Origin of the sequence: Fibrella aquatilis (genome assembly GCF_017353255.1) — a bacterium.
Taxonomy (GTDB): Bacteria; Bacteroidota; Bacteroidia; order Cytophagales; family Spirosomataceae; genus Fibrella; species Fibrella aquatilis.
This window is the reverse complement of sequence record NZ_JAFMYU010000018.1, coordinates 1-23,235: the sequence shown is the minus strand read 5'-3', so window position 1 is coordinate 23,235 and position 23,235 is coordinate 1. Positions and strand designations below refer to the sequence as shown.

Sequence of the window (23,235 nt, the reverse complement as noted above, 5' to 3'; positions counted from 1 at the left end):
AGCCGGTTGACGCGGCAACCCATCGTTTTGTATTGATTCTGAGTCGTTAACAACCAGTTTAATCCATTCCTTTATGAAATTCCTATCATCGTTATTGCTGTTGCTCAGTCTGGCCGTTACCAGCTATGGTCAGAATCAGATTGACCTCACGCTGCGCTATAACATCGGGCAGAGCCGCTACGAAGTGTATGCCCGCCCTAACTTCTCCCAGACTGATTTTCTGTGGGGCAGTTCGCAGATTTCCGTTGTAACCCCCGCTTCGGTGAGTAACGCCCCCTTTGTCATCTCAAACCTGGAGGCCGGGGGCTGGGATGATTCCTCGCCTCTGTACGCCCCGTCAGCAGCCCCTTCGCTGGACTTCCACGGCATTGGGTCGCCGGGTAAAAAGATCACGTTGGTGGCTGGTCAGGAGAAGCTGCTCTTTACGTTTACCCTGCCGGGCAATGCGTGTGTGGCGGGTTTACGGCTTTTTGTCAATGGCAGCGACCCCGGCTCGAACTCAACCACCATGCCCGGCGACTTTGCCAACGTGGTTTATGCTGCTGGCAATGCCAACAGTTTTTACCGGGCTAATTACGCCAATACGGGTAGCACCTGCACGGCCTGTAACCTGGTTGCTCCGTCACTGAGTAAGTAAGCCACTGTCTGGCTAATTAAACGGGGCCGATGCCCATAGGAGATGATAACACGATTAGCAACGATGCGACGTTGGTGGCTGGCTCTGCTGATGCTGCTGCCACTAGTGCGGGCCGGGGCCGGTAGCCTGCCCGATAGTACGGCTCACCATATGCAACCACTGGCCACCTGCGATTACACCACCGCCAGCATTACGCTGGCTAGTACGGGGGGCAGCGGGGGCGGCACGGTCCGATACATACTGGCCGATTCGGTCGGGACCATAGTGCAGGTAAGCGCCACACCCACGTTCAGCGGCCTTACCGGTAGCCATACCTACCTGGCAATGGCCATCAGCCACGACGGCACAGCCACTAACTTAACGGCGGGGCAGTCGGTAAGTGCCGTTACGGCGGGTTGTTACAACTTGTCGACGGCATTGTCCGTAAAGGTGTGCGTAAGCAAGCCCGACACGGATGGCGACGGCATTACCGATGAGCAGGACCGCTGCCCCAACACCCCTGCCGGTACGCCGGTGAATGCCTACGGCTGCCCCCGCACCCTGGCCACCTGCGACTATACAACCGCCAACATCACCCTCGCTAGCACGGGTGGTAGCGGCGGAGGTACTGTTCGGTATGTATTGGCCGATTCAACCGGTAGCATTGTACAGGTGAGCACTACGCCCACTTTCAATGGGTTGAGTGGTAGCCACACGTACATGGCCCTGGCTATCAGCCATGATGGCTCCGTAACGGGCCTGACTGTTGGCCAACCCCTCAGCCGAGTAACGGCCAACTGCTACGCCTGGTCTGATGCACTGGTCACCAAAGTGTGTGTGCCGTCAGTTACCACCTGCGATTATACGGTGGGCGATGTCATTAAGCTACAGGCCCTGGGAGGAAGCCAAACCGCTGGTACGCAGACACGCTATGTACTGGTCAACGCATCGGGGCTGCTGGTGCAGGTAACAACCCTGCCAACGTTCAGCACGGCCGGTCTGCCTGGTGGTAACTACGCGGCGTATAGTATTGTGTATACCGATGACCAAAGCGTGACAAACCTGACCATTGGCCAACCGCTGGCTACCGTTCGAGCAAACTGTATGGTCGTCTCCGACGCGCTACGCCTGCAACTATGTCCCAATTGCCAACCTAAGTGCATTCCGATTACCGCCCGCCTAGTTCGGCGTGGGTAGTGCGAAGGTGCCATCAAACAAATAATGGTTATGAAATTAGTTCGATTTATCCTGGCCTTCGTGGCTCACCTGGTGCTTGGGGCCTTATTCTTGTGCCCGCCTGCTGTTGCGCAGGTCGATAAGCCACAGCTAACCGTCAACCTGACCTACAATGCAGAGGCCAAACGGTATGAAGTGTATGCGCAGTCCAATTTCACGCAGGAGCGCTTTCTGTTGGGACCATCTCAGATTTCTATTGTAGTGCCTGGTCAGATGCCTGATCAATCACTAAACGTGGTGAGTGCTACGGCACACTGGACCGATTATTCCAACGTATACGCGCCAGCGGTAGCTCCTCTCACTGACTTCCACGGCATTCACAGCATGGGTAAAAACATTGATGTGCAGCGGGACACCCCGTTTATGCTGTTCGCGTTTAGTTTACCCGCTGGCTACGTAGATGGGGTAAGGCTTTACCTCAACGACCAGGATCCAGGATCGGTTAAAAAGGGCATGATGGGGGGCGACTTCAACAACACCCTGTCAAATCACCGGGGCGCTGAACTATTCCAACGGGGAACCACACAGGCCGACCTGGATCAACTGGTGATGGCAGAGGCCAAACCAGGTGCACCAGCCATCAGCGTTTACCCCAATCCGGCCACGGGCGATGCGGTCTCGTTGACGGTGCGGCACTTTGAGGCAGACGAGCGGCTAACCGTTCGGTTGCTGTCTGCTTCGGGCGTAGAACTTTATAAACTAGAGAATAGCGCCGACCAACTGGTGAACTATCAACTGCCCGTACCCCGTCAGTTAGTCAGCCTGGTATACCTGCAAGTGGAACGGGCGGCTGGCAAGACCGGCCCACGGACTTTGGGTCAAAAACTACTGCTGGTACGTTAATTTTCTTCTCCACGCCCGACAGATCATTACTTAACGAAATGATAATTATTCAGTTACAGCGTACGGTAGATACCTACTTACAAGGCCGCGATGCCATACTTAGGGGATTGGCTGGTGTGGCCCTGAGCGTGTCAGATCTGGAGGACATCCTGGATGTGAAATACCATAAAATTTTGTTCCGACGTCGCAATCCGGCATCGTGGCGACCTAAGGAATTAGTGTTGCTGGGTGAAGCACTCCGCTTGCCTACAGATGCTATTGCAGGCATCCGTGCCCTGGTGTTTCAATTGAGTTGCCTGCCCGATAGAACGCAGAGTCAACTGCTGAAGCGGGCCGGTCTCAACCAGAAAAAATTGTCGATTCGTAGCAGGGATCATGATTATTGGCAGGTCGATGAGCTACAACGTCTTGCTGTGGCACTCCGTAACTGGCAAGACTCAATGGCTACGGGCGATGTGCCAGTGTCGGCAGGAACACCAGACGTTATGCCGCCCCATATGGCTTTCCCAGCTACGTTTCGTAGACGAGAACCTGTTTTTACCTCACTGTCAAATCCAGCAACAGACAGAGTCAGCCGCGTTGATTCACCGTCTGCCTAACTATGAAAAATAGCAGCACATCTATGAAAAGATTAGGACGGTTTTTAGTGATCATCGGTAGTCTCTTAACCAGCTTTCTGTCAAGCTACGGTCAAACCATCTCAGGCATTGTCTTTCGTGACTTCAACAGTGATGGTGTTTATACCAGCCTGCCTACTTCGGGGACGTACATCTACAGCGAACCAGGTGTGGGTGGGGTGCTCATTACGGCCTATACTAGTAGTGGAGCCGTTTCGGCTACGGCGGTAAGTAGTACAGTCAGTGCTACCCTGGGCCGCTATGTGCTGACCGTTGGCAACGCTGGTCCTTACCGTATTGAATTCACGAAGCTAATGGCAGGTGATCGTGAATCGTTTCGCGGAGCCTCGTCAGGTACGTCGATCCAATTTGCCAACGGCGGGGCATCGGGCGTTCATTTTGGAATCAACTACCCTACCGACTTCTGCCAGAGCAATCCCGAATTGCTAACGAACTGTTATGTCTTTGGCAATCAGCTGGCTACGACTGGGGCCGCCACCATAACCGGTATCTACGGCAACGACCCGGTGCTGGTCTCGTTTCCCTATGATGCCGGTAGCCGATCCATTGCCGCCAACACGAGCATCTACGATCAGCCCACCGCCCACCGCGTGGCTATTCTGGCCCGGCAGGTGGGCACCACCCTGGGCCTGGCCTACGCCCGAACCACCAAACGACTTTATACGGCCTCGTTTTTTAAGAAACACGCCGGGTTTGGACCCGCCGGGCCGGGGGCCATCTACGTCAGCGACGCCACCTCGACCTCCACCGTCAGCCAGACGTTTACCGTGCCGGGTGCCAACGCCAACGCCCACGACCCCACCGACTATAACCGCGACAATGGCGACATAGCCTGGGATGCCGTGGGCAAAACTTCGCTGGGGGGTATGGACCTCTCCGACGACGATGATACGCTTTACGTGATGAACCTCCAGAACCGGACGCTGTACGCGCTCAACCCCACGTCGGGGAGTGTGCTCAGCAGCAGGGCAGTTCCGCTCAATCCGTTGCCACCGGGTTGCCCTACCGCCGGGGATGTCCGACCCTTTGCTGTGGAGTACTACCGGGGTAGGGTATACGTCGGTGTCGTTTGCTCGGCGGAAAGCTCCAACGATCCCACCGACCTCAAAGCGTATGTCTATTCGGTGAATCCGGCTACACTAGCCTTCAACGCTACGCCTGCCTTTCAGATGGACCTGAACTACCCCCGTGGCAATGCAGCGTCGACGGGCAGTGCTACCTGGTTACCCTGGCGATCCACCTACGCCAACGTTAACATCAACCCAACCGTCCGCCTGACCTACCCCATGCCAATACTGGCCAACCTGGCCTTCGACAACGGCGACCTCATCATCGGCCTGCGCGACCGCATAGGCGACATTGCGGGCAGTCAGACACGCGACAACCCCGCCACGACAGATTTGTATCAGGGCCGGATTGGGGGCGACCTGCTGCGGGCCGGGGGTTCGCCCGAACGGGGCTGGACGCTGGAGAGCAATGGTCGCTCTGAGGGCAACGGCATGTCTGAGCAGAACACGGGGCAGGGACCAGGTGGGGCCGAATTCTACCACGGCGATGGCTACCCCATTGCGACGGGGGGCGTGGTGAATGGGGCTATCTCCGGCACTACGGGCATCGGTGTGAACCACGATGAGGTCAGCCTGGGCACCATGACCCAGATACCGGGCTTCATTGAAACCGTTGCGGTGGTGTTTGACCCGGCTATTGACAACGGTGTCGACGGGTTTTTCGACGGGGGTTTCCGCTGGATGAACAACACCACCGGAGCCTGGGCGCAGTCGTACCGATTGTATAACGGCAGTTCGACTGGCACCGACCCCGGCCTGGCCGACTTCGGGAAGGCAGCCGGTTTAGGCGAGGTAGTTCCCTTCTGCGACCTGCCGCCCGTGATGATCGGCAACCGGGTCTGGCTAGATACCGACAACGATGGGGTGCAGGACCCCGGTGAGGCCCCGTTGGCGGGCGTCACCGTGACCTTAAAAGGCCCCGGACTGCCTGCGGCGGGTATCAACGTGACAACCAACACCAACGGCGAATATTATTTCTCAACCGGTGTTGGTACAAACTCGACCGGTTTTGTCTATGGCCTAACGGGGCTGACGGCCGGTGGTTCCTATTCGCTGAGCTTCCCTGCCAGCGTAACAACCAGTAATGCTTTCTTGAGCAGCAAGCCCAACGCCGCGACGGGTACCAACGGTGATAATATCGACACCGATGTCAATAGTAGCGGGTTAATCAGTTTCGTATTGGGGCGGTCAGGCGAGAACAATTTTTCGTACGATGCTGCCTATGTACCCTGCGTTCCCCCTTCTATCACGATCACGGCCAGCAGTCTCTCAGTGTGTCAGGGCAACCCTATTAGCCTGTCGGCTCTGGTTAGCCCGACGGGTAGTTACACCTACGTCTGGGCCGCGCCCGCCGGCGTACAGCTAACGGGTGCCGCCACATCAGCCGTTGTGGCAACGGGTCTGACCACCGGCACCAAAACCTTCACGGTTACGGTGAGTAGTAGCCCGCTATGTTCTACAAGTGCTACTATCACCGTTCAAGTCAATGCACTACCGGTAGCCGGTTTATCTGCCGCGCAGGCAACAATCTGTGCGGGGCAATCCACCACGTTGATGGCCAGTGGAGGAGGCACCTACCGCTTTTCGACAGGCGGCGCGGCCAGTTCAGTTAATGCCTTAACCGTTAGCCCGGCGGCTACCACGCCCTACCAGGTGACCGTGACGACGGGGGGTGGTTGTTCAGGCACGGCCACAGCAATGGTTACGGTAAATCCAGTGCCTTCGCTGCTCACAAAGATTACCTGCCAGGGTATCGCTACGTACGACATTAGTTTTACGACAACTGCGGGTGCTTCCGTTGTTGCTTCAGCAGGCAATGTGGTTGGAAGCCAAGTAGTTGGTGTACCATCGGGGCAAACCGTTAGTTTAACTGTCATGCTAAACGGCTGTAGCCTGACCCGGCAGTTTACGCAAAACTGTGCTGCCAACGCGGCCGGCTTGGGCGATTATGTTTTCGTCGATACGGACAATAATGGTATTCAGAACGCGGGCGATACGCCACTGGCAGGCGTACGGGTTACGCTCTACACCAATGGGGTAGCCTCTGCCACAACCGTCACCAACGCCAGCGGGTTCTACAGTTTCACGGGCCTGGCCCCCGGCAGCGGTCTGAACTACTCGGTAGGCTTTACCACCCCCGCCGGGTATACGGCTACGGCAGCCCAACAGGGCGGCGACGGATCGAAAGACTCTGATCCCAACCCGGCCACTGGTCGTACGCAGTCGGTTACGCTGGCCAATGGCGAGTTCTATCCTGACCTCGACGCTGGGTTTTATCTACTAAAACCAGTTTTGTCGGTAAAAAAATTGGTAAACAAGTCCAAGGCCAGCGTAGGTGACATCATTTCGTACACGGTCATCCTGACAAATACCGGCAATGCAGCTGCCACCAACGTAGACGTTCGTGATTCTACGTCAGTGGGGCTATCTGTCCTCCCAACTGGGTATACACCACCCGCCGGAACAACCTTTACACCGGGCAAGCCAGTCGGCATCTGGCGAGTCAGTTCCATCGGTGCTGGTCAGCAAGTACAACTCACGCTTCAGACAAAAGCTGATAGTAGTGGTATTTTGTACAACGTGGCTACAATACCCGGCGGTACCGCTCAGGTGTGTACATCCGTACCCGTCCGGCTGTGCGCAGGCGAATCATATACCATTGTATTGACCGCGCCTGCGGGCCGTGCCAGCTACCAATGGTTTAAAAACGGCATTGCCTTGCCTGGGGCTACTGCCGCCACCCTTGAGGTGAGCAGTCCGGGAGCCTATAACCTAACCAGTAATCAGTTGCCTGGGTTATGTACCGACTACAGCTGCTGCCCCTATATTGTGGAAGAAGACATCCTCCCCAACTTTACCGCACAAGCCGTAGCCGCTAGTTGTACGGGTAGTACACCGCAAACCAACGGCTACCTACGCTTAACGGGCTTCCAGGCGGACCATACATTCCAGTATTCATTGGGGACTAGCTTTGATCCGGCGACCTCACTATCGGGCACGGCCAAGGCGATTCCTACTAATGGGATAATAGCTGCCAGCCTGGCAAGTCCGGTTAGTGCCCAATACTATACGATCAGAGTGTATAATACCCAGGGGTGTTTTACGGATCGCACTGTACTACTCCAACCAACAGTATGTAACTGTCCAACGGCTGCCTGTGCGCCGTTTGTTGTCAGAAAGACCAGGGGCGGTGTCCGGTAATAACCAAACGGGCCGCTCATTCATGACGATTCAGTAAAAACTATATTCACGTATAGTGTTGGTACAAACCCAAAAATGCCTGCATTTTGCAGGCATTTTTGGGTTTTTTACGTACTTGTACCCCTCTCAGACATTTGCTCATGCGTATCCCTCTTTTGGCCGTAATCCTTTTTGTCAGCGCAACTGTGGTGTTGGGTCAACCTAACCATGCCGTTGAGTTGTCTGTATTGAAAAAGGCGTTAGCCCAATCGCCTTCTGACAGTGCACAAGTACGACTCTGCGCTTTGATTGCCCAACATTACTTCAATGAAAGTAGGCTGGATAGTGTCTATGTGTTCACCAAACGTGGTCTACGACGGTTGAACAAACCGTTCTCGCCAGCGTATGCCAGCGATTTACACTTTTTCCTTGCCCGATACTATCGACACCAAGGGCATTATCAACAAGGCATTCAACCCATCCGGCAAGCTATACGCTATGCGCAACAGGCCCATGACGATAAACGACTAGTAGAATACCAATATACCCTGGCAATGATCTATTCCGATGCAGGCCAGATTCCAGAAGCCGTCGACCAAATTGGCGAAAATTTAACGTATCTGATTAGCCACGAAGATGGCCCTACACTGGCTTCTAACTATCTGTTACTCATCAGCCTGTTTAATGAGATGAATAATAAGCCAATGGTAGCGTTTTACACGAACAAATACCTGGCATTGGATAAACGCTCTTGGCCCCCCGTCGACCGTATGTACGCCTGTTTAACCAGAGGCGAGATGCTGGAGAAAAAAGGCGATTTACAAGCCGCAGCTTTTCACTTTAAAGAGGCCATGTATTTTGCCCGCCTGACTAAATCGCCAAATAGAGTGATTGAAACGCTGGAGGTGCTGGGCATTAACCTGTGTAAGCGGCGGCAGCACAAAGCAGCCATTGAGTTATTCAGACAGGCTTACAAACAGGCACATGCGCTGAACCTAATTTCGTTTATGGCCAGTTCGAAGCGGGAGTCAGCTACTGCCTACCTGGCTATGGGCCTCTCTGGTGAAGCACTCAACCAGGCACGTTACGCCCTACAGTTGTCTCGCCAAAATAATGAAGCAAACGGAGTGATGGCTTCCCTTACCTGTTTGGGAGCAGCATTGGAAGCTAAAGGCAGTTTCCGTGAAGCATTAGCAGCCTATCGCGAAAACCACCATCTAAAAGAAAAGAAATTTACTGAAAATAATACAAAATTAATTGCGCAGATGCAAGCAAGGTTTGAGGCTGAAAATAAGGAGAAAGCAATCAAGCTACTTCAAAAAAACGTACAAATCGCTCAGCTAAATACATTACGTCAACAAGAGCAACTTTTGGTGGCCCAGCGAACAGGATTTGCTAGTGCTGCTTTTATCACGTTATTGATTATATTGATGGGGGTTGTCTATTATTTTTTACGAAAATCGCAACAGAAAAATACACTTCTCATACAGCAGCAGGCACTGCTTCAAAAAACAGCTAATGAACTAGCCGAGACAAATGCCGTAAAAGACAAGCTTTTCTCGCTGATAAGCCATGATTTACGTAGCCCCATAGCGATTATGAAAACGAATCTTCGCGAGGTCCGGTCGGCTAATGACCAACCGCAACTGTTGGTTCCGCTGATGAACCGACTCGATAAGCAGGTGGATAACGTACTTACCTTATTAACCAACCTATTAGACTGGTCGATGATACAACTGAAGGGCTTTCAATCCATACTTCAGCCAACCAGCCTATCTACCATCACCGAAGAGGTCATTAGTCAAGCCAGTGAACTTATCTATCAGAAGAACTTGATTATTATTAATCAGATAGATAAAGCTCATGTCGTGCTGGCAGATAAGCACCAGTTGCGGGCGGTCATACGTAACATAGTAGCCAACGCCATCAAATTCAGCCCGACAGGAGCCTACATTCGTATCCACTCCGTTCGTCAGGGTGAAACAGTTGAGCTTCAAATTCGGGATTCGGGCCTTGGTATGTCTGTGGAGCAATTGGAGACGCTGTTTGGTTCTCCTGATGTTCGTTCAGGCACAATGGGTGAAAAGGGAGTAGGCTTAGGCTTGCAGATATGTCGGGAGATGATGGACCGCCAACAGGGAAGCCTACGCATCAGCAGCAGACCCAATGGCGGTACTACTGTAAGTATTTGCTTGTCGGCACCCACCGAAAAGTCGCCATTGGCGCAGGAGTCAGCCGAATTTAACGTAAACCTGCCAACGCTGTTTAACACTGATGCAGCGTGAATGGTACTCGACAGACTTTGGGCATGCGGTGTCAGGCAGTTTGATCTCGTGGCAGGTCAACGTTGCAAGTCATGTAGTTCACAGTTGTGCAAACGGTAGCCTCCACTGGCAGCGTTGATGTTCACTCTTTTCCGTAACCCATGTATCATTTCACCACACACCCCTTCCGCGTTCGTTATGCCGACACAGACCAGATGGGGTACGTATATTACGGCAACTATGGCCGGTTTTATGAAATCGGGCGGGTAGAGGCGTTGCGGAGCCTGGGGTTTCTCTACCGCGAGATGGAAGCCTCCGGCGTGCAGATGCCCGTATATGAAAACACGTCGAGGTACCACAAGCCCGCCCGCTACGACGATCTGCTTACGGTGGAAGTGACCATTCCCGAACTGCCCCGCGCCCGGATTGTGTTTCAGTACATTATCCGCAATGAGGCTGGCGAGTTGCTCAACAGTGGGCAAACCACGCTGGTCTTTCAACGTATGGACACCGGGCGGCTCTGCGGATCGCCCGCCGCCCTTCTCGAACGCCTTAAACCTTTTTTTAACCATGAAGTTGGTACGGTATAAGCAACGATACTCAGCGAACATGTTTGAAAAATTAATGAGCCTCAAGGCTCTGTCGGGCGCACGAGTCTGGCTCCGTGACCATAACGCCCTTAATTCCAAACGCGACTGGTACACGTTTCTCAAGAAAATCACCGACGTACTCACCGACAATGACCTGAGCGAACGGGCTGCGTCGGTGGCGTATAACCTCATCCTGGCCATTTTCCCCACCATCATCTTTCTCTTCACGCTCATTCCGTATATACCCAGCGTTAATGAGAATGCCATCATGGATTTCTTTGCCCGTGTGCTGCCCGGTGGCACCTTCGACACGGTAGGACCTACGCTGAAGGACATCATCAGCCGACCACGGAGCGGGGTGCTGTCGGTTGGTTTTTTGCTGGCGCTCTATTCGGCCACGAGTGGCATGACGGCACTCATGAACGCCTTTAACTCGTCGCACGAGGTGCCGGAACAACGCACGTTTCTCTACAAGAAAAGCGTTGCCGTAGGGTTGACGGTGGCCCTGGCGCTATCGCTATTTCTGGCCATTACGCTGCTGGTGGTAGGCGGCGTAGTGATCGACTACCTGGCCCGCTTTGGGGTGTTCAACAATGCCGTGGTGTATTTTGCTCTTAAGGTGGCTCGCTACCTGTTGGTATTTGCCGTGTTTGTAGGTGTGGTGTCCCTACTGTACCGCTTTGGTCCCGACGTAAACATGAAGTGGACGTTTGTGACGGCAGGCTCGGTTACGGCCTCAGTGTTGATTGTACTGACCACGCTGGCGTTCTCCTATTATGTATCCAACTTTGGTTCATACAACAAACTGTACGGCTCTATCGGTACGCTCATCGCCCTGATGATCTGGACCAATTTGGTATCGCTGCTGCTCATCCTCGGGTTCGAGATTAACGTAAATCTGTTCGATCTGGAGGGCGAGAAGAACCCATCGGTTGGCGCAAAAACAACAAACGCCACCTCCAATAAATGAAGTGGCGTTTGCAAACCCTAACCCATAAATGTGATACAGAGTTAGGCAGGAAACCTGGCTGGCAACCTGCCCGCGTCCTGTACCCATTACAGACTAAAAATTGTGCCAGATTTGACCGTACCGTCAAAATAATCGCAGTTTTTTCCGGTCGCTAAAATCAATAGAGCTACTTAGTATTTTCTTCGTAAGTTTCATTGTATATAAAAACACACCAACCAGAACGTTTTGAATCGCCTGTCTGTCACCGTATCTCGCCCGCTGCTGCCTATGGATCCGTTCCTGAATCAGCACCGCCCCTGGGTGTCGGTTATTTGCACCTGTTATAACCAGGCCGACTATGTAATAGATAGCCTGCAATCGGTGGTCGATCAGCGCTATGCCAACATCGAACTGGTGGTCATCGACAACGCCAGCACCGACGATTCAGCAGGTCAGATCAGGCAGTTTTGCCAGCAGCATCCCGCCGTTCAGTTTGTTCAGAATACCACCAACGTGGGCCTGTGCAGGGCCTTTAATCAGGGTTTGGCGCTCACTACGGGCGATTTTGTGATTGATCTGGCCGCCGACGACTTGCTCATGCCCAACCGGGTAGCCCGGCAGGTAGCGCGTTTTTTGTCCCTGCCTCCCTTCTATGGTGTGGTCTTCACCAATGCCGCACTCATCAGCTCACAAGGCAACGTGATGGGCCACCATTTTCCCCTCAACGCCGCTGGTCATGCAAGTGTACCGGTACCCAGCGGCGACGTGTTTAAGGCCGTTTTAGAGCGCTATTTCATCTGTACGCCCACCATGATGATGCGCCGTAGCATGCTCGACGAGCTGGGTGGCTACGATGAGGACCTTGCTTTTGAAGATTTCGACTTCTGGGTGCGCTCTTCCCGCGAGTACCGATATGCCTACATCGACGAGGTGCTGACCCAAAAACGCCGCCTCCCCCACTCGCTGGGACAGCAGATCACATTACCCGAAAACGCCCTGCTTGAATCGACGTTGCGAGTGTGTTTCAAAGCGAATACCCTGTGCCAAACCCCCGACGAACGCCATGCACTGGCCATGCGGGTGCGGCAGTTTATCCGCAAATGTTTCTACGCCGAGCAGCACGAACTAGCCGACAAATTTGGGCGATTACTGCGCGAAATCGAAACACCAGACCTACTTACTCGCCTGATTCTCAGGCTCGGACACCTCAAACTGCCCATCAACGGCATGTACCGCTACTACCTCACCCGGCGGGCATTTAAAGGGGGTATGCGGCTGGAAATGAAGGGAGTTTAACGTGTAAAGTCTAACGTTTAAAGTTGGCTTACGCAAGAGTAGTGTTCGCGTAAGCCAACTTTAAACATTAGACTTTACACGTTAAACTCCCTTCTCATGCCCGCTCAACTTATCAAACTCTATCCGGCTAATCCTGACCTGCAACGGGTGCGTGAGGTGGCGCGTGCGCTGCGCGAAGGGGCGGTGGTGATCTACCCGACCGATACCATTTATGGACTGGGCTGCGACATTCATAATGCCCGGTCGGTGGAGCGGGTGGCGCGGATCAAAGGCATCAAACCCCAGAAGAATGACTTCTCGTTTATCTGCTATGACCTGAGTCATATTGCTGACTATGCCCGCGTAAGTAATTCAGCTTTCAAGCTCATGAAACGGCTACTGCCGGGGCCTTACACGTTCATCCTCGATGCCACAAATAACGTGCCTAAGTTGTTGAACACCAACAAAAAAACGGTCGGCATCCGCGTTCCTGACAACGCCATCCCCCGACTTTTGGTGCAGGAACTGGGCAACCCCATCATTACCACCACCCTCCGCGACGAGACGCCCGACACCGTGGAATACACCACCGACCCGGAGCTAATTTTCGAGAAATATTACCACGACGTCGACATCATCATCGACGGGGGCATCGGGGGATATGAGCCGTCGACAATTGTGGATGCGACCAACGATGACTTCAGGGTGGTGCGGCAGGGCCTGGGCGAAGTTGATTGGGACTGAATCTTTTCTCAACTTGAGCCGTAGCCTGACCGCACACCGCATTTCATGAGAAAACTCCTTCTGCTGTTTCTGTTTTTCACCCTTACCCTGGTCTCCTGCGCCCAAAACAAGGCTTCTGACAAACACTTTTTCACCAGGCCCTACTTGCAAATCGGGAAAGCCCCCTCGCCCACGTCGCTGCAACTGCTCTGGCACACTACCGATGCCGACGCCGAGTGGCGCGTTGAGTACCGCCCCGATAGCACCACAGCGTGGCTCAGCAGCCCCCCGCCTACCCACCGGCGTATCACGGTGAGCGGTATACGCAAACACCGGGTGTACCACGCCGCCCTAACGGGCCTGATACCCGGCACGTTGTTCAACTATCGGGTGCTGAAGGCGGGCAACGTTGTTTTTTCGGCCACGGGCCATGCCCCCAAAACCACCGACCAGCCCTACCGGTTTGTGGCCTTCGCCGATATTGGTGCCGAAACCGGCGACCAAAAACGACTGGCCTATCAGGCTTATCAGGCCAATCCCGACCTGGTAGTGGTGCCCGGCGACATTGTGTATGACTACGGACTGGCGTGGGAATACCGCACCAAATTCTGGCCGATCTACAACGCCGACAAAGCCAACAGCAATGGTGCCCCGCTGATGCGGTCGGTGCCAATGGTAGCCGCCCCCGGCAACCACGACACGGAGGTGCGTAACCTGGACGAAAAACCCGACGCCCTGGCTTACTATTACTACTGGAACCAACCGCTGAACGGCCCCGTGGGTCAGGAAGGTGGCCCGCTGGTGCCGCCGCTAATAGCCACCAAGCGCAATCGGGCAGCGTTTACCGAGGCCGCTGGTAACAACTACCCCCGTATGACCAACTACTCATTCGACTATGGCAACGCCCACTGGACCATCATCGACTCGAACCCCTACGTGAACTTCACCGATTCGACATTACTGAACTGGGTGAAGAAAGACCTGGCCGCCGCGCAGGGTGCCACCTGGCGCTTTGTGATGTACCACCACCCTAGCTTCAGCTCGTCGCGCACCCATTTTGAACAACAGCAGATGCGGCTGCTATGCCCCTTGCTTGAAGCCGGTAAGGTCGACGTGGTGTTTAACGGACACGTGCATAACTACCAGCGCACGGCTCCCCTGCGGTTTGTGCCCAACCCTCAAGGCGTGCAGCTCATAGCCAGCATGGGCAACCGAACTTACCGGGGCCGGGCCGTTAATGGACGCTGGACGCTGGACAAAGCATTTGACGGCAAAACCAACACTACTCCCAACGGCATTGTTTACGTCATTACGGGGGCCGGGGGCCAGATTCTGTATGACCAGGACCAAACTAACGAACCCGGTTCATACCAGGAGTTTACCACCAGATTTATTGCCAACGTACACTCACTAACTGTTGCTGATGTGGCCGGTAACACGCTAAAGGTTAAGCAGTTAACCAGCGACGGAAAAGAAATTGACTCGTTTACGATTACTAAATGAAATGGCCTGACTGGCCGCCTGAAACACGTTATGAACTTTTCGTTTAAATCGGCCTGGCTGCTGGTAGTTGCCCTGTGCGTTGCCAACGGTTCGTTTGGCTGGAACAAACCCACCCATATGGCCATTGGTGCCATTGCCTACCGAGATATGCTGGCCAAGTCGCCCAGGAAGCTGGCGCGGGTACTGGCCATTTTGCGGCAACACCCCGACGTGAACACCCGCTGGGCGCCCATGCTCCGCGACTCGTCGCTGACCGAGAGCGAGAAAAACGAGTACCTGTTTATGCTTGCCGCCCGATGGCCCGACGATATCCGCGGGCAGAAAAACCCCAACGACCACCCCACCTGGCATTTCATTAACTACGTCTATAACCCCACCCTGGGCATAGCCCGCACCGACACCACCCTGGCCACGGGCGAAAACATCCTGCAAGCCTTTGCCCTGAACCGGCAGCTGCTGACCAGCAACGCCCCCGACAGCACCAAAGCCATTGCCCTGTGCTGGCTTTTTCACCTGGCCGGCGACGTACACATGCCCCTGCATACGGCGGCGCTCGTGAGTCCGCAGTTTCCCGACGGTGACCGGGGTGGCAACCTCTTCAAAATCAAGGTAAGCATGAGCAACCCCACCTTGAATCTCCATGCTTTCTGGGATGGGATGCTGCTAGGCAGCGACACCTTCCGCGCCGCCGACCAACTGGCCGTGCAACTGGCGCAGGCCCACACGCGGCGGCAGGTGCCCCACCGCTGCAATCGGGATATCGGCAAGTGGTCGCGGGAGAGTTTCGAGCTGGCCCGCACCTTGGCCTACAAACAGGGCACCCTGATAGCCGGTACTGGCAACGACGGCGCCGTGCTCCCCCCCGACTATGTCGCCACCGTAAAACCTATTGCTGAACAGCAGGTAGCCTTCTCCGGCCACCGCCTGGCCACAGTGTTGAGGAAAGAAATGTAAAATAAGTGGTGAGTGGTGAGTGCTAAGTGGTGAGTTTGCTTACGCCAGCGTATTGCGCTGGCGTAAGCAAACTCACCACTTAGCACTCACCACTCACCACTTATTTCGGCGGTTTCGTGCGGATGACGGTCAGGCGTTTGATGAGTTCTTTGCGGCCCGATGGCTGAATGTCGAGGGCGGTTTTGCCGTCGAGGAAGATCAGGCTGTTGCCTTTGAGTTGCTTCACCTGATCCAGGTTAACCACGTGCGACCGCGAGATGCGGAAAAAGCTGTTGAGCCGAAAATACTGGGCCACGGTGGTGAGGTTAGTGGTGACCAGGTGGGTCGAGGCATCGGCCATGACGATGTTGGCGTAGGACTTATCGGCTTCGATGTAGAGCACCTGGGCTACGGCCACTTTTTCAAGACCCTCTTTGATGGGCACCCACACGTAGCCCGTTTGCAGGGCGTCGGCCATACCACCCTGGGTAGACTGAAAATTATGGTACGCCAGGTTAATGTTCATCAACAGTTCATCGGCCCGAAACGGCTTGAGCATGTAGGCCGCAGGCATCATCTCAATGGCCGACTGGTAGGTTTCCAGTTCGGGATCGGCGGTGAGGAAAATAATGGGCATATGCTGGTAGGCCAGCAGTTCACGGGCGGTGGCAACACCGTTTCCCGTCGATTTTTCGTCCAGTTGAATATCCACCAGTGCCAGATCAGGCAACTGGTTTTTCACGGCTGTCAGGGCTGCCTGAAGCGTCCGGGCCATGCCCGTTACGGTGTGCCCGGCCTGTTCCAGAGTCTGGCGCAGGTGCATGGCCGTGATGGTATTGTCTTCGACAATAAGAATGGTTAATGGCGTCATAGTGTGGATTATATGGTAAAGTCAAGCGTAAAAACTGTGCCCCGCCCGCCCATATCCTTACCCGAACCAAATTGTGCCCTGCCATTAAGTTGCATGGCCTGTGCTTCAATTAGCGTGAGGCCAAACGTACGGGTTTTAGCGACCAGCATATTATCAGTTTGCAAGACAGGCACATCATGATCCATGCCCGGCCCATTGTCGGCCACGGTCAGCATGATGGTTCGACCATGCTGACGGCACTCGATCCAGAGCTGTGGCTCGTCGTTGTCAGGGAAAGCATATTTGCAGGCGTTTGTAACTAACTCATTGATAATCAAACCAAGCGGCGTGGCTTTGTCAGCCGACAGTAAGATAGGGTCTAGGGCATACTGTACCGGAACGGTCAGGTAGCCGAAGGACAGTAGCACCCCACTAACCAGCTCCCGAATGAACTCGTCGACGTCTACCTGCGCGAGTTGGTCCCCGTCGTAGAGCCGCCGGTGCAAAATAGCCATCGACTGCACCCGAAGCTGGCTTTCTTCCACGGCCTGTTTGGCCACCTCGTCGGTAAGGCGGCTGGCTTGCAGGCTCAGCAGGCTCGACACCACTTGCAGGTTATTTTTCACCCGGTGGTTTTGTTCCTTCACTAGTTCGACGTTTTGTCGGCTGGTACGTGCCAATGTTTGGTTTAGTCGGAAGTAGTTCACCAACAGTCCAATGGTCAGCAATAACAGCCCCGCAATGGCCAGAATCAACAACTGCTGCTCTTTGAGGTTAGCCATTCGAAGTGCCAACTCCCGTTTTTGCGTCGTCAGCAGCGATTCCTTTTTCTGAGTGTCATACTCGATGTTCAGGCGGCTGATGGCCCCGTCGCGGTCGGCCAGAATCTGACTTTGCTCCAGTTGGTGTTGCCGCTTCAGCCGGTCGAACGCAAGCTGCCACTGACCGGTGGCGGTGTAGTAGGTCACGAAGTTACGCTCCAGGTCGAGCCGGATATGGTATTCGTTCAGGTGCCACCGGCTATAGAATTGCTCAGCCTCTTGCAGGGTCTGGTGAGCCAGTTCTAGTTTACCAAACCGCACATAGGCCGCCGCCAGTTTCGACATGGCATACACCCGAATACCTTCTTTACGCTTCAGAGCAAACAGCCGCAAGGCTTCCTTTAAGTTATTAATAGCCTGCTGGTCAGCCACTTTAGTATACAGCACACCGATATTCATATTGGCTTCGGCAATGCCCAGTGTGTCGTTTAGCTTGTAGCAGTACGATTCGGCCAGCCGGTGGTAGGTAAGCACCTGCCTGAATTTGGCGGTATCGGACCCTAGCTGGTTCGCCCATTTTTCTTCGCAAAGGAGTGCCAGATTACCATTGGCTCGCAGCAGTGCCTTATCTGAACGGCAGTCTTTAGCCACCTGAAGTGCCTGTTTGGCGTAAGCCAGCGCCTGACCGAAACGGCCCAGCCGGTTTTCAGTTTCGCTCAGCCGAACGTACAGTCGGCTCAGTTCAAACGAAGCACCACGGGGTTCTTGCACGTGCAGGGCTTTCAAAAAGTAAACCTGTGCCGTGAGGTAGTCGCCCGCAAAAACGTAGGTTTTACCATACAGGTACCAAGCCTCGGCCAGCCCCAGCGAGTCATGTTTTTGGGTTGCCTCCTGCTCTACCTCTCGGGCGTAGGTGAGGCGTTCGGGCCGCAGCTTCAGATGAACTAACGGCTGCGCCGACCCCAGACCGGGCGTCATCATCCCGAGCAGAATGCTCAAACAGAAAGCCAGCGTACAGCGAAACATCTCAAGGAGGCCAGGTAACGATAGGTATGGACAGGTACCCTACCAAATGTACTGACTAACACGGCTCTAGTCAACGCGTATTTCGTTCGCAGGAAAAAAACGCGCGCCCGCAAGAAAAAAACAACACCTGACAACCTCGCTCTTGACCTGACTGGCTGAAAACGCCACCTTGAGTACCGAACGGCCAAACCAGCCTGGTTTTCTGGTCCCATTAGTGTGCTTTCCGCTTATATCAACGCCAGAGAGACAGACCTCTCACCCATGACATGTGCCCTTAGTTAACTTCAGCTATCATCGCGAAATCGTCCCAAAAAGAAGGGTATGATTTCGCGACCACGCTGGGTTCTTCAATCACGACGGGACGCAACATGGCTATCGGCGCAAAGGCCATAGCCATCCGGTGGTCGTCATACGTGTCTACGCTAATCAACTCAGTAGCAATGGCTTGTTTGGAGGGTTTCACCTCGTAGCGGGCGTTCGGCTCTACTTCTACCAGGTCTGCACCAAACTTGCGGAGTTCAGTCTGGATGGCCAGCACCCGGTCTGTTTCTTTGATCTTCAGGCTCTCGATGCCCGTAAACGTAGCCGGAATACCTTTCATGGCGCAACATACGGCCACGGTCTGGGCCAGGTCGGGGCAGTTGGTGAAATCAACGGCAATGTGGTCGGTGGCGGCTTTCTTGGTCAGCCGAAACCCCTTGCCTGTATACGTGGCCTGCACCCCAAGCTGGTCCATAATGCCCACAATGGCACTGTCGCCCTGGAGCGACTCCGCTTTCAGACCCAGCAGTTCCAGTTCGGCATTGGCAGCCAGGGCCACCACGCTAAACCAGTAGCTCGCCCCCGACCAGTCTGATTCAATGGCATAGGTGGTGGGTTGGTAGGTACCAGCGGGAATATGAATGGTTTGTGCTGCCCAGTCGGCCCGGGGCGTTACGCCAAAGGTGGCCATCTGTTGCAGGGTCATGGTCATGTACGGCACCGACCCCAGGGCGCCCGTCAGGTGCAGGGTAAGCCCACCTGGCAAATAGGGAGCCAGCATGGCCAGCGCCGAAATGTACTGGCTGCTTACGTCGCCCCGGATACTTAACTCGCTTACGCCACTATGCCGAAAACCCCGCGTCTGAATGGGTGGGTAACCGTCTTTACCCAGGTAGGCTACGTCGGCCCCCAACGTGCGGAGCGCATCAACCAGCAGGCCAATAGGGCGTTCGCACATGCGCGGGGTGCCGGTCAGGGTTTTGGTCTGGCCGGTGAGGGCAAAGTAGGCCGTCAGAAACCGCATGGTCGTGCCCGCGTCGAGCACGTCGGCGGTGGGGTCTTCAGCGCGGAGCAGCCGGATCATGGTCTGGGTGTCGCGGGCTGAGGCGAGGTTCTGAAGATCACAGCGAAAGCCCGTCAGCGCGTCGATAATCAGGGCGCGGTTACTTTCACTTTTCGACGAGGCAAGGGCAATAGTTGCCCGGACGGGCTGGGTGGGTGGGGTGAGCAAAACGGCATTCATGCCGCAAAACAACGCATTTTTGCTCAACTGTTGGCATTACCGTCCGATTGTGGGGAGCGGGGAAGCTGAGCCGTGTTGAGCCAGTACAGTTCCAATTCCTGCACGGTGCGCAGCAGGTCGGCATACTGGTGGGGCTTGGTAATGAACGAATTAGCGCCCATTTCATAGGCCCGCTGCACATCGCTGGGCTGGTTAGACGTGGTCAGAATTACCACGGGCAGTGTCTCGTAAGCCGCTTGGCTACGCAATTGGGCCAGGGTCTGAAAACCGTCCAGGATGGGCATATTCAGGTCGAGGAGCACTAGCGTTGGCGGGGCTTTTTCAACCGTAAGTTGTTTCAGCAGTTGTTCGCCATTGCCAAAAAACTTAAGCTGGCAGCCCTGTCCGGTCGATGCAAAGGCCGTTTGCAAGAGAAACTGGTCATCCTCGTCATCATCGGCAATGTAAATGGTATGTGGGGTCATTGTGAGTAGTGATGGTCCGTAAAGGTCCTACTATTGGCCAAAAAGTCAACGGCACCAAGTAAGAATCTTACCCGGCGCTGGAGTTGATTTAACGAGTCCAAAGTATTTTAAGCCGATTGCGGCCACCCACGCTATAGGACCGGTGCGAAACGGCGTAGCTAACGCCCCCCCCGAGCATCATCAGGCCAGCCGGCACCAGATTGCGATGGTCCAGACGAACCGCCAGTTTGTTGTTATCGTCGCGGCCATTCACAAAATCGGCGACCAGATACACCACGGCAGCAACGGGTAAGATATACGCCGCCTGGCTCACAAACGGAATGCGATGACTAAAATATACCCGCCGCACGTCGGCCACGGCAATGGAAAGCGGCTGGGGCTGGTCGTAGAGTTCGTTCTGAAAGGCAATGACAAATGAAGTATCATTGACGCTGATGAGCGGCGAATGGTAATGTGTCCGGTCTGTTCTGGTTTTGAACGACATCACCTCGCCGGGAAAGGTACGGTACCGCCGAAACCGCCCCATCAAGCCCGTCACGTCGAGGGCCAGATACCTGTTTCTCATCATAGCCCGTTTAGTCGAGTCGACAATAGGCAGCCCCTGCGCATCAACGGGGGCCTGTTTGGGGGCTTGGTCAACAGCGCGGTTGGGCGGCTCCGACAGTTGCACACCCGGCACCGTTCCTGGCTGCGCCAGGCTCATTTGCGCCGCCAGACTCAGGGCCAATCCGATCACTACTACGAATCCCGTTTTCATACACACACCACTATATGCCCATAACCCCACCAAGCTGGGAAAGGTTGGAAAGCAGAGGAATTTGGGATTTTGGATTGGGGCGGTCCGCCGCTGCGGTTTCGGATTTCGGATTGTTGCTGTCGCACGGGTTTGCGCTGGTGCCGAGACGTCGGACCGCAGCAACAATCCGAAATCCCCAATCCAAAATCATTTTCCGCTCACTCCGCCCGACACGATGAGTTTCATGACGTCGGCGCTGGGGAGGTTGAGGAGCTTAACGTTTTCGGCGGGGACAATGTAGAGTTCACCCGAAAAAGCGTAGGAATGGGGCAGATAGACCATGATGGCGTCGGTGAGGCCCAGGCGCGTGAGGTCGGTTTGGGTGATGAAACCGATCTTGCGAATGCCCGACTCACGGTTCATCATGACGAGTACGGGCTGGTTGAATTTTTTCTTGTCGCCCACAAAGGCCGAGATCAGGTCTTTGACCGAAAAATAGATCAGGCTCACCAGCGGCAGGTGCCGAATGGCGCCTTCCACCAGCCCGGCAAATGACCGGGGCAACACCGTGGAAATCAGCACGCCCGACCCCAGGATGATGCCAAACATGATGAGAAACCCAATACCGGGCATGTCGATAGGTACTAGCCCGTCGACCCAGATGAAAACGCTATAGATGACGTAGATGGTAAGCCCCAGCGGTGCCACCCCCAGCAGCCCCCGCCCGAAATAGGTGATCAGGCGATTGATTATTTTTCTGTACACGTGTAAGAAGTCAATAGTCGTCAGTCGATAGTAAATAGTCAGTTGCAGTCCGGTGCTACGGCGCGAAGCTACTCACGCGCCAGCGACTATCGACTGACGACTATCGACTCTTGACTATTTTTGCTTTCATGATTCATGCCAAGCCGTTGCGCTCGTTTACGGAGCACATTTTTAGGGCCATCGGGTGTTCTGATGACGACGCCCAACTTGCCGCCGATGTACTGATTTCTGCCGATTTGCGCGGGGTCGATTCCCACGGCGTGGCCCGACTGCCGGGCTATGTGCGGCTCTATGACCTGGGTCGGCTGAACCCCACGCCCACTATCCGGGTGGTGAACGAGACCCCCTCTACCGCCGTAGTGGATGGCGACCGCGGGCTGGGGCTGGTGGTGGGGCCGTGGGCCATGCGCGTGGCCATCGAAAAAGCCCGCGTGGCCGGTACGGGTTGGGTGGCGGTGCGCAACTCGAACCACTTCGGTATTGCGGGCTACCATGCGCTGCTGGCCGTGGAACACGACATGATCGGCCAGGCCATGACCCACGCCGCGCCGCTGGTCGCACCCACGTTTTCGCTCGATAAACTGCTGGGCACTAACCCCATTGCCGTGGCCATCCCCGCCGCCACCGAACCGCCTTTCCTCGCCGATTTCGCCTCGACGGCCGTGGCCTACGGGAAACTGGAAATCCTACAACGCAAAGGCCAGCCCATTCCCGAAGGCTGGGCGCAAGGTGCTGACGGTCAGCCTACTACCGATGCTAACGCCGTGAAAAATGGCGGGGCACTGTTGCCGCTGGGGTCCGACCGGGAGCATGGCAGCCACAAAGGCTATGGCCTGGGAGCCATTGTCGATATTTTTTCGGGTGTACTCTCCGGGGCCAATTACGGGCCGTGGGTGCCGCCCTTTGCCACGGCGGGGTTCATGACCGCCGACGAAGGCGTGGGCAGCGGTACGGGCCACTTTTTCGGGGCCATGCGCATCGACGCTTTCCGCCCCGCCGATGACTTCAAGAACCACATGGACACCTGGATTCAGCGCTTCCGGTCGGCCAAAGCCGTGGAAGGAAAGCACGTCCTCGTCCCCGGCGACCCCGAGCGTGAGATGGAGTCCCAACGGCTGGTAGAAGGCATTCCCGTGCATGAAACGGTGCTGAAAAGTCTGGAGGAATTAGGCGAACGGTTTGGGGTGAGGTTGTGAAGGGTGAGGGGCGAAGGGTGAATGGCTTCGCGTCGACTACCCTGCCGCTACCCCCATTACCCTGGCCAGTGTCCCCACCATAGCCGTCAGGCTAAGGGCCGCCACCCTGGCCTGTG

Annotated in this window: 19 protein-coding genes; 13 read left to right on the top strand and 6 right to left on the bottom strand. The window is 55.1% G+C overall.

Going from position 1 to position 23,235, the window contains the following annotated elements; genetic code table 11:
- Positions 1-73: 73 nt before the first annotated feature.
- The 12 genes from J2I48_RS19595 to J2I48_RS19540 all read left to right on the top strand — a co-directional run bounded on the left by J2I48_RS19595 (position 74) and on the right by J2I48_RS19540 (position 15,838).
- On the top strand, positions 74-637 hold the full coding sequence (locus J2I48_RS19595; protein WP_207337189.1) for a hypothetical protein: 564 nt from the start codon (positions 74-76) through the stop codon (positions 635-637).
- Between the two features lie 63 nt (positions 638-700).
- On the top strand, positions 701-1,813 hold the full coding sequence (locus J2I48_RS19590; RefSeq protein ID WP_207337188.1) for a thrombospondin type 3 repeat-containing protein: 1,113 nt from the start codon (positions 701-703) through the stop codon (positions 1,811-1,813).
- A 30-nt stretch (positions 1,814-1,843) separates the two neighbouring features.
- On the top strand, positions 1,844-2,695 hold the full coding sequence (locus J2I48_RS19585) for a hypothetical protein (protein ID WP_207337187.1): 852 nt from the start codon (positions 1,844-1,846) through the stop codon (positions 2,693-2,695).
- 38 nt (positions 2,696-2,733) lie between these two features.
- Complete coding sequence (locus J2I48_RS19580; protein ID WP_207337186.1) at positions 2,734-3,294, top strand: interleukin-6 family cytokine; 561 nt, start codon at positions 2,734-2,736, stop codon at positions 3,292-3,294.
- 23 nt (positions 3,295-3,317) lie between these two features.
- Complete coding sequence (locus J2I48_RS19575; RefSeq protein WP_207337185.1) at positions 3,318-7,601, top strand: SdrD B-like domain-containing protein; 4,284 nt, start codon at positions 3,318-3,320, stop codon at positions 7,599-7,601.
- A 140-nt stretch (positions 7,602-7,741) separates the two neighbouring features.
- The gene (locus J2I48_RS19570) at positions 7,742-9,865 is read left to right on the top strand and encodes an ATP-binding protein (RefSeq protein ID WP_207337184.1); all 2,124 of its coding nucleotides are present in this window, start codon (positions 7,742-7,744) and stop codon (positions 9,863-9,865) included.
- A 140-nt stretch (positions 9,866-10,005) separates the two neighbouring features.
- Positions 10,006-10,434 (top strand): acyl-CoA thioesterase, encoded by a 429-nt coding sequence (locus tag J2I48_RS19565; protein WP_207337183.1) that lies wholly within the window; start codon positions 10,006-10,008, stop codon positions 10,432-10,434.
- Between the two features lie 19 nt (positions 10,435-10,453).
- Positions 10,454-11,404, top strand: a complete 951-nt coding sequence (locus tag J2I48_RS19560; protein WP_207337182.1) for a YihY/virulence factor BrkB family protein — start codon at positions 10,454-10,456, stop codon at positions 11,402-11,404.
- Positions 11,405-11,629: 225 nt separating this feature from the next.
- Entirely contained in the window at positions 11,630-12,679 is a 1,050-nt protein-coding gene (locus tag J2I48_RS19555; protein ID WP_310587293.1) for a glycosyltransferase, read from the top strand.
- A gap of 96 nt (positions 12,680-12,775) precedes the next feature.
- A complete protein-coding gene (locus J2I48_RS19550; RefSeq protein ID WP_207337181.1) occupies positions 12,776-13,402 on the top strand; it encodes an L-threonylcarbamoyladenylate synthase in 627 nt (208 codons plus the stop codon).
- Positions 13,403-13,447: 45 nt separating this feature from the next.
- A complete protein-coding gene (locus J2I48_RS19545) occupies positions 13,448-14,884 on the top strand; it encodes a purple acid phosphatase family protein (protein ID WP_207337180.1) in 1,437 nt (478 codons plus the stop codon).
- A 30-nt stretch (positions 14,885-14,914) separates the two neighbouring features.
- Positions 14,915-15,838 (top strand): S1/P1 nuclease, encoded by a 924-nt coding sequence (locus J2I48_RS19540; protein ID WP_207337179.1) that lies wholly within the window; start codon positions 14,915-14,917, stop codon positions 15,836-15,838.
- A 100-nt stretch (positions 15,839-15,938) separates the two neighbouring features.
- Here J2I48_RS19540 and J2I48_RS19535 read toward each other — a convergent pair whose 3' ends face one another.
- From J2I48_RS19535 to J2I48_RS19510, 6 genes are all read right to left on the bottom strand, one after another.
- Positions 15,939-16,688 (bottom strand): LytR/AlgR family response regulator transcription factor, encoded by a 750-nt coding sequence (locus J2I48_RS19535; RefSeq protein ID WP_207337178.1) that lies wholly within the window; start codon positions 16,686-16,688, stop codon positions 15,939-15,941.
- An 8-nt stretch (positions 16,689-16,696) separates the two neighbouring features.
- Positions 16,697-18,454 (bottom strand): sensor histidine kinase, encoded by a 1,758-nt coding sequence (locus J2I48_RS19530; RefSeq protein WP_207337177.1) that lies wholly within the window; start codon positions 18,452-18,454, stop codon positions 16,697-16,699.
- Positions 18,455-18,728: 274 nt separating this feature from the next.
- Positions 18,729-19,958: a 3-phosphoshikimate 1-carboxyvinyltransferase gene (locus J2I48_RS19525; protein ID WP_207337176.1), complete on the bottom strand. Its 1,230-nt coding sequence runs from the start codon at positions 19,956-19,958 to the stop codon at positions 18,729-18,731.
- Positions 19,959-19,981: 23 nt separating this feature from the next.
- Positions 19,982-20,422: a response regulator gene (locus tag J2I48_RS19520; RefSeq protein WP_207337175.1), complete on the bottom strand. Its 441-nt coding sequence runs from the start codon at positions 20,420-20,422 to the stop codon at positions 19,982-19,984.
- A gap of 88 nt (positions 20,423-20,510) precedes the next feature.
- Positions 20,511-21,179, bottom strand: a complete 669-nt coding sequence (locus J2I48_RS19515) for a hypothetical protein (RefSeq protein ID WP_207337174.1) — start codon at positions 21,177-21,179, stop codon at positions 20,511-20,513.
- A gap of 186 nt (positions 21,180-21,365) precedes the next feature.
- Entirely contained in the window at positions 21,366-21,923 is a 558-nt protein-coding gene (locus J2I48_RS19510; RefSeq protein WP_310587292.1) for a DUF502 domain-containing protein, read from the bottom strand.
- A gap of 128 nt (positions 21,924-22,051) precedes the next feature.
- Here J2I48_RS19510 and J2I48_RS19505 point away from each other — a divergent pair, with 128 nt between their 5' ends.
- On the top strand, positions 22,052-23,119 hold the full coding sequence (locus J2I48_RS19505) for an Ldh family oxidoreductase (RefSeq protein WP_207337173.1): 1,068 nt from the start codon (positions 22,052-22,054) through the stop codon (positions 23,117-23,119).
- Positions 23,120-23,235: the final 116 nt, after the last annotated feature.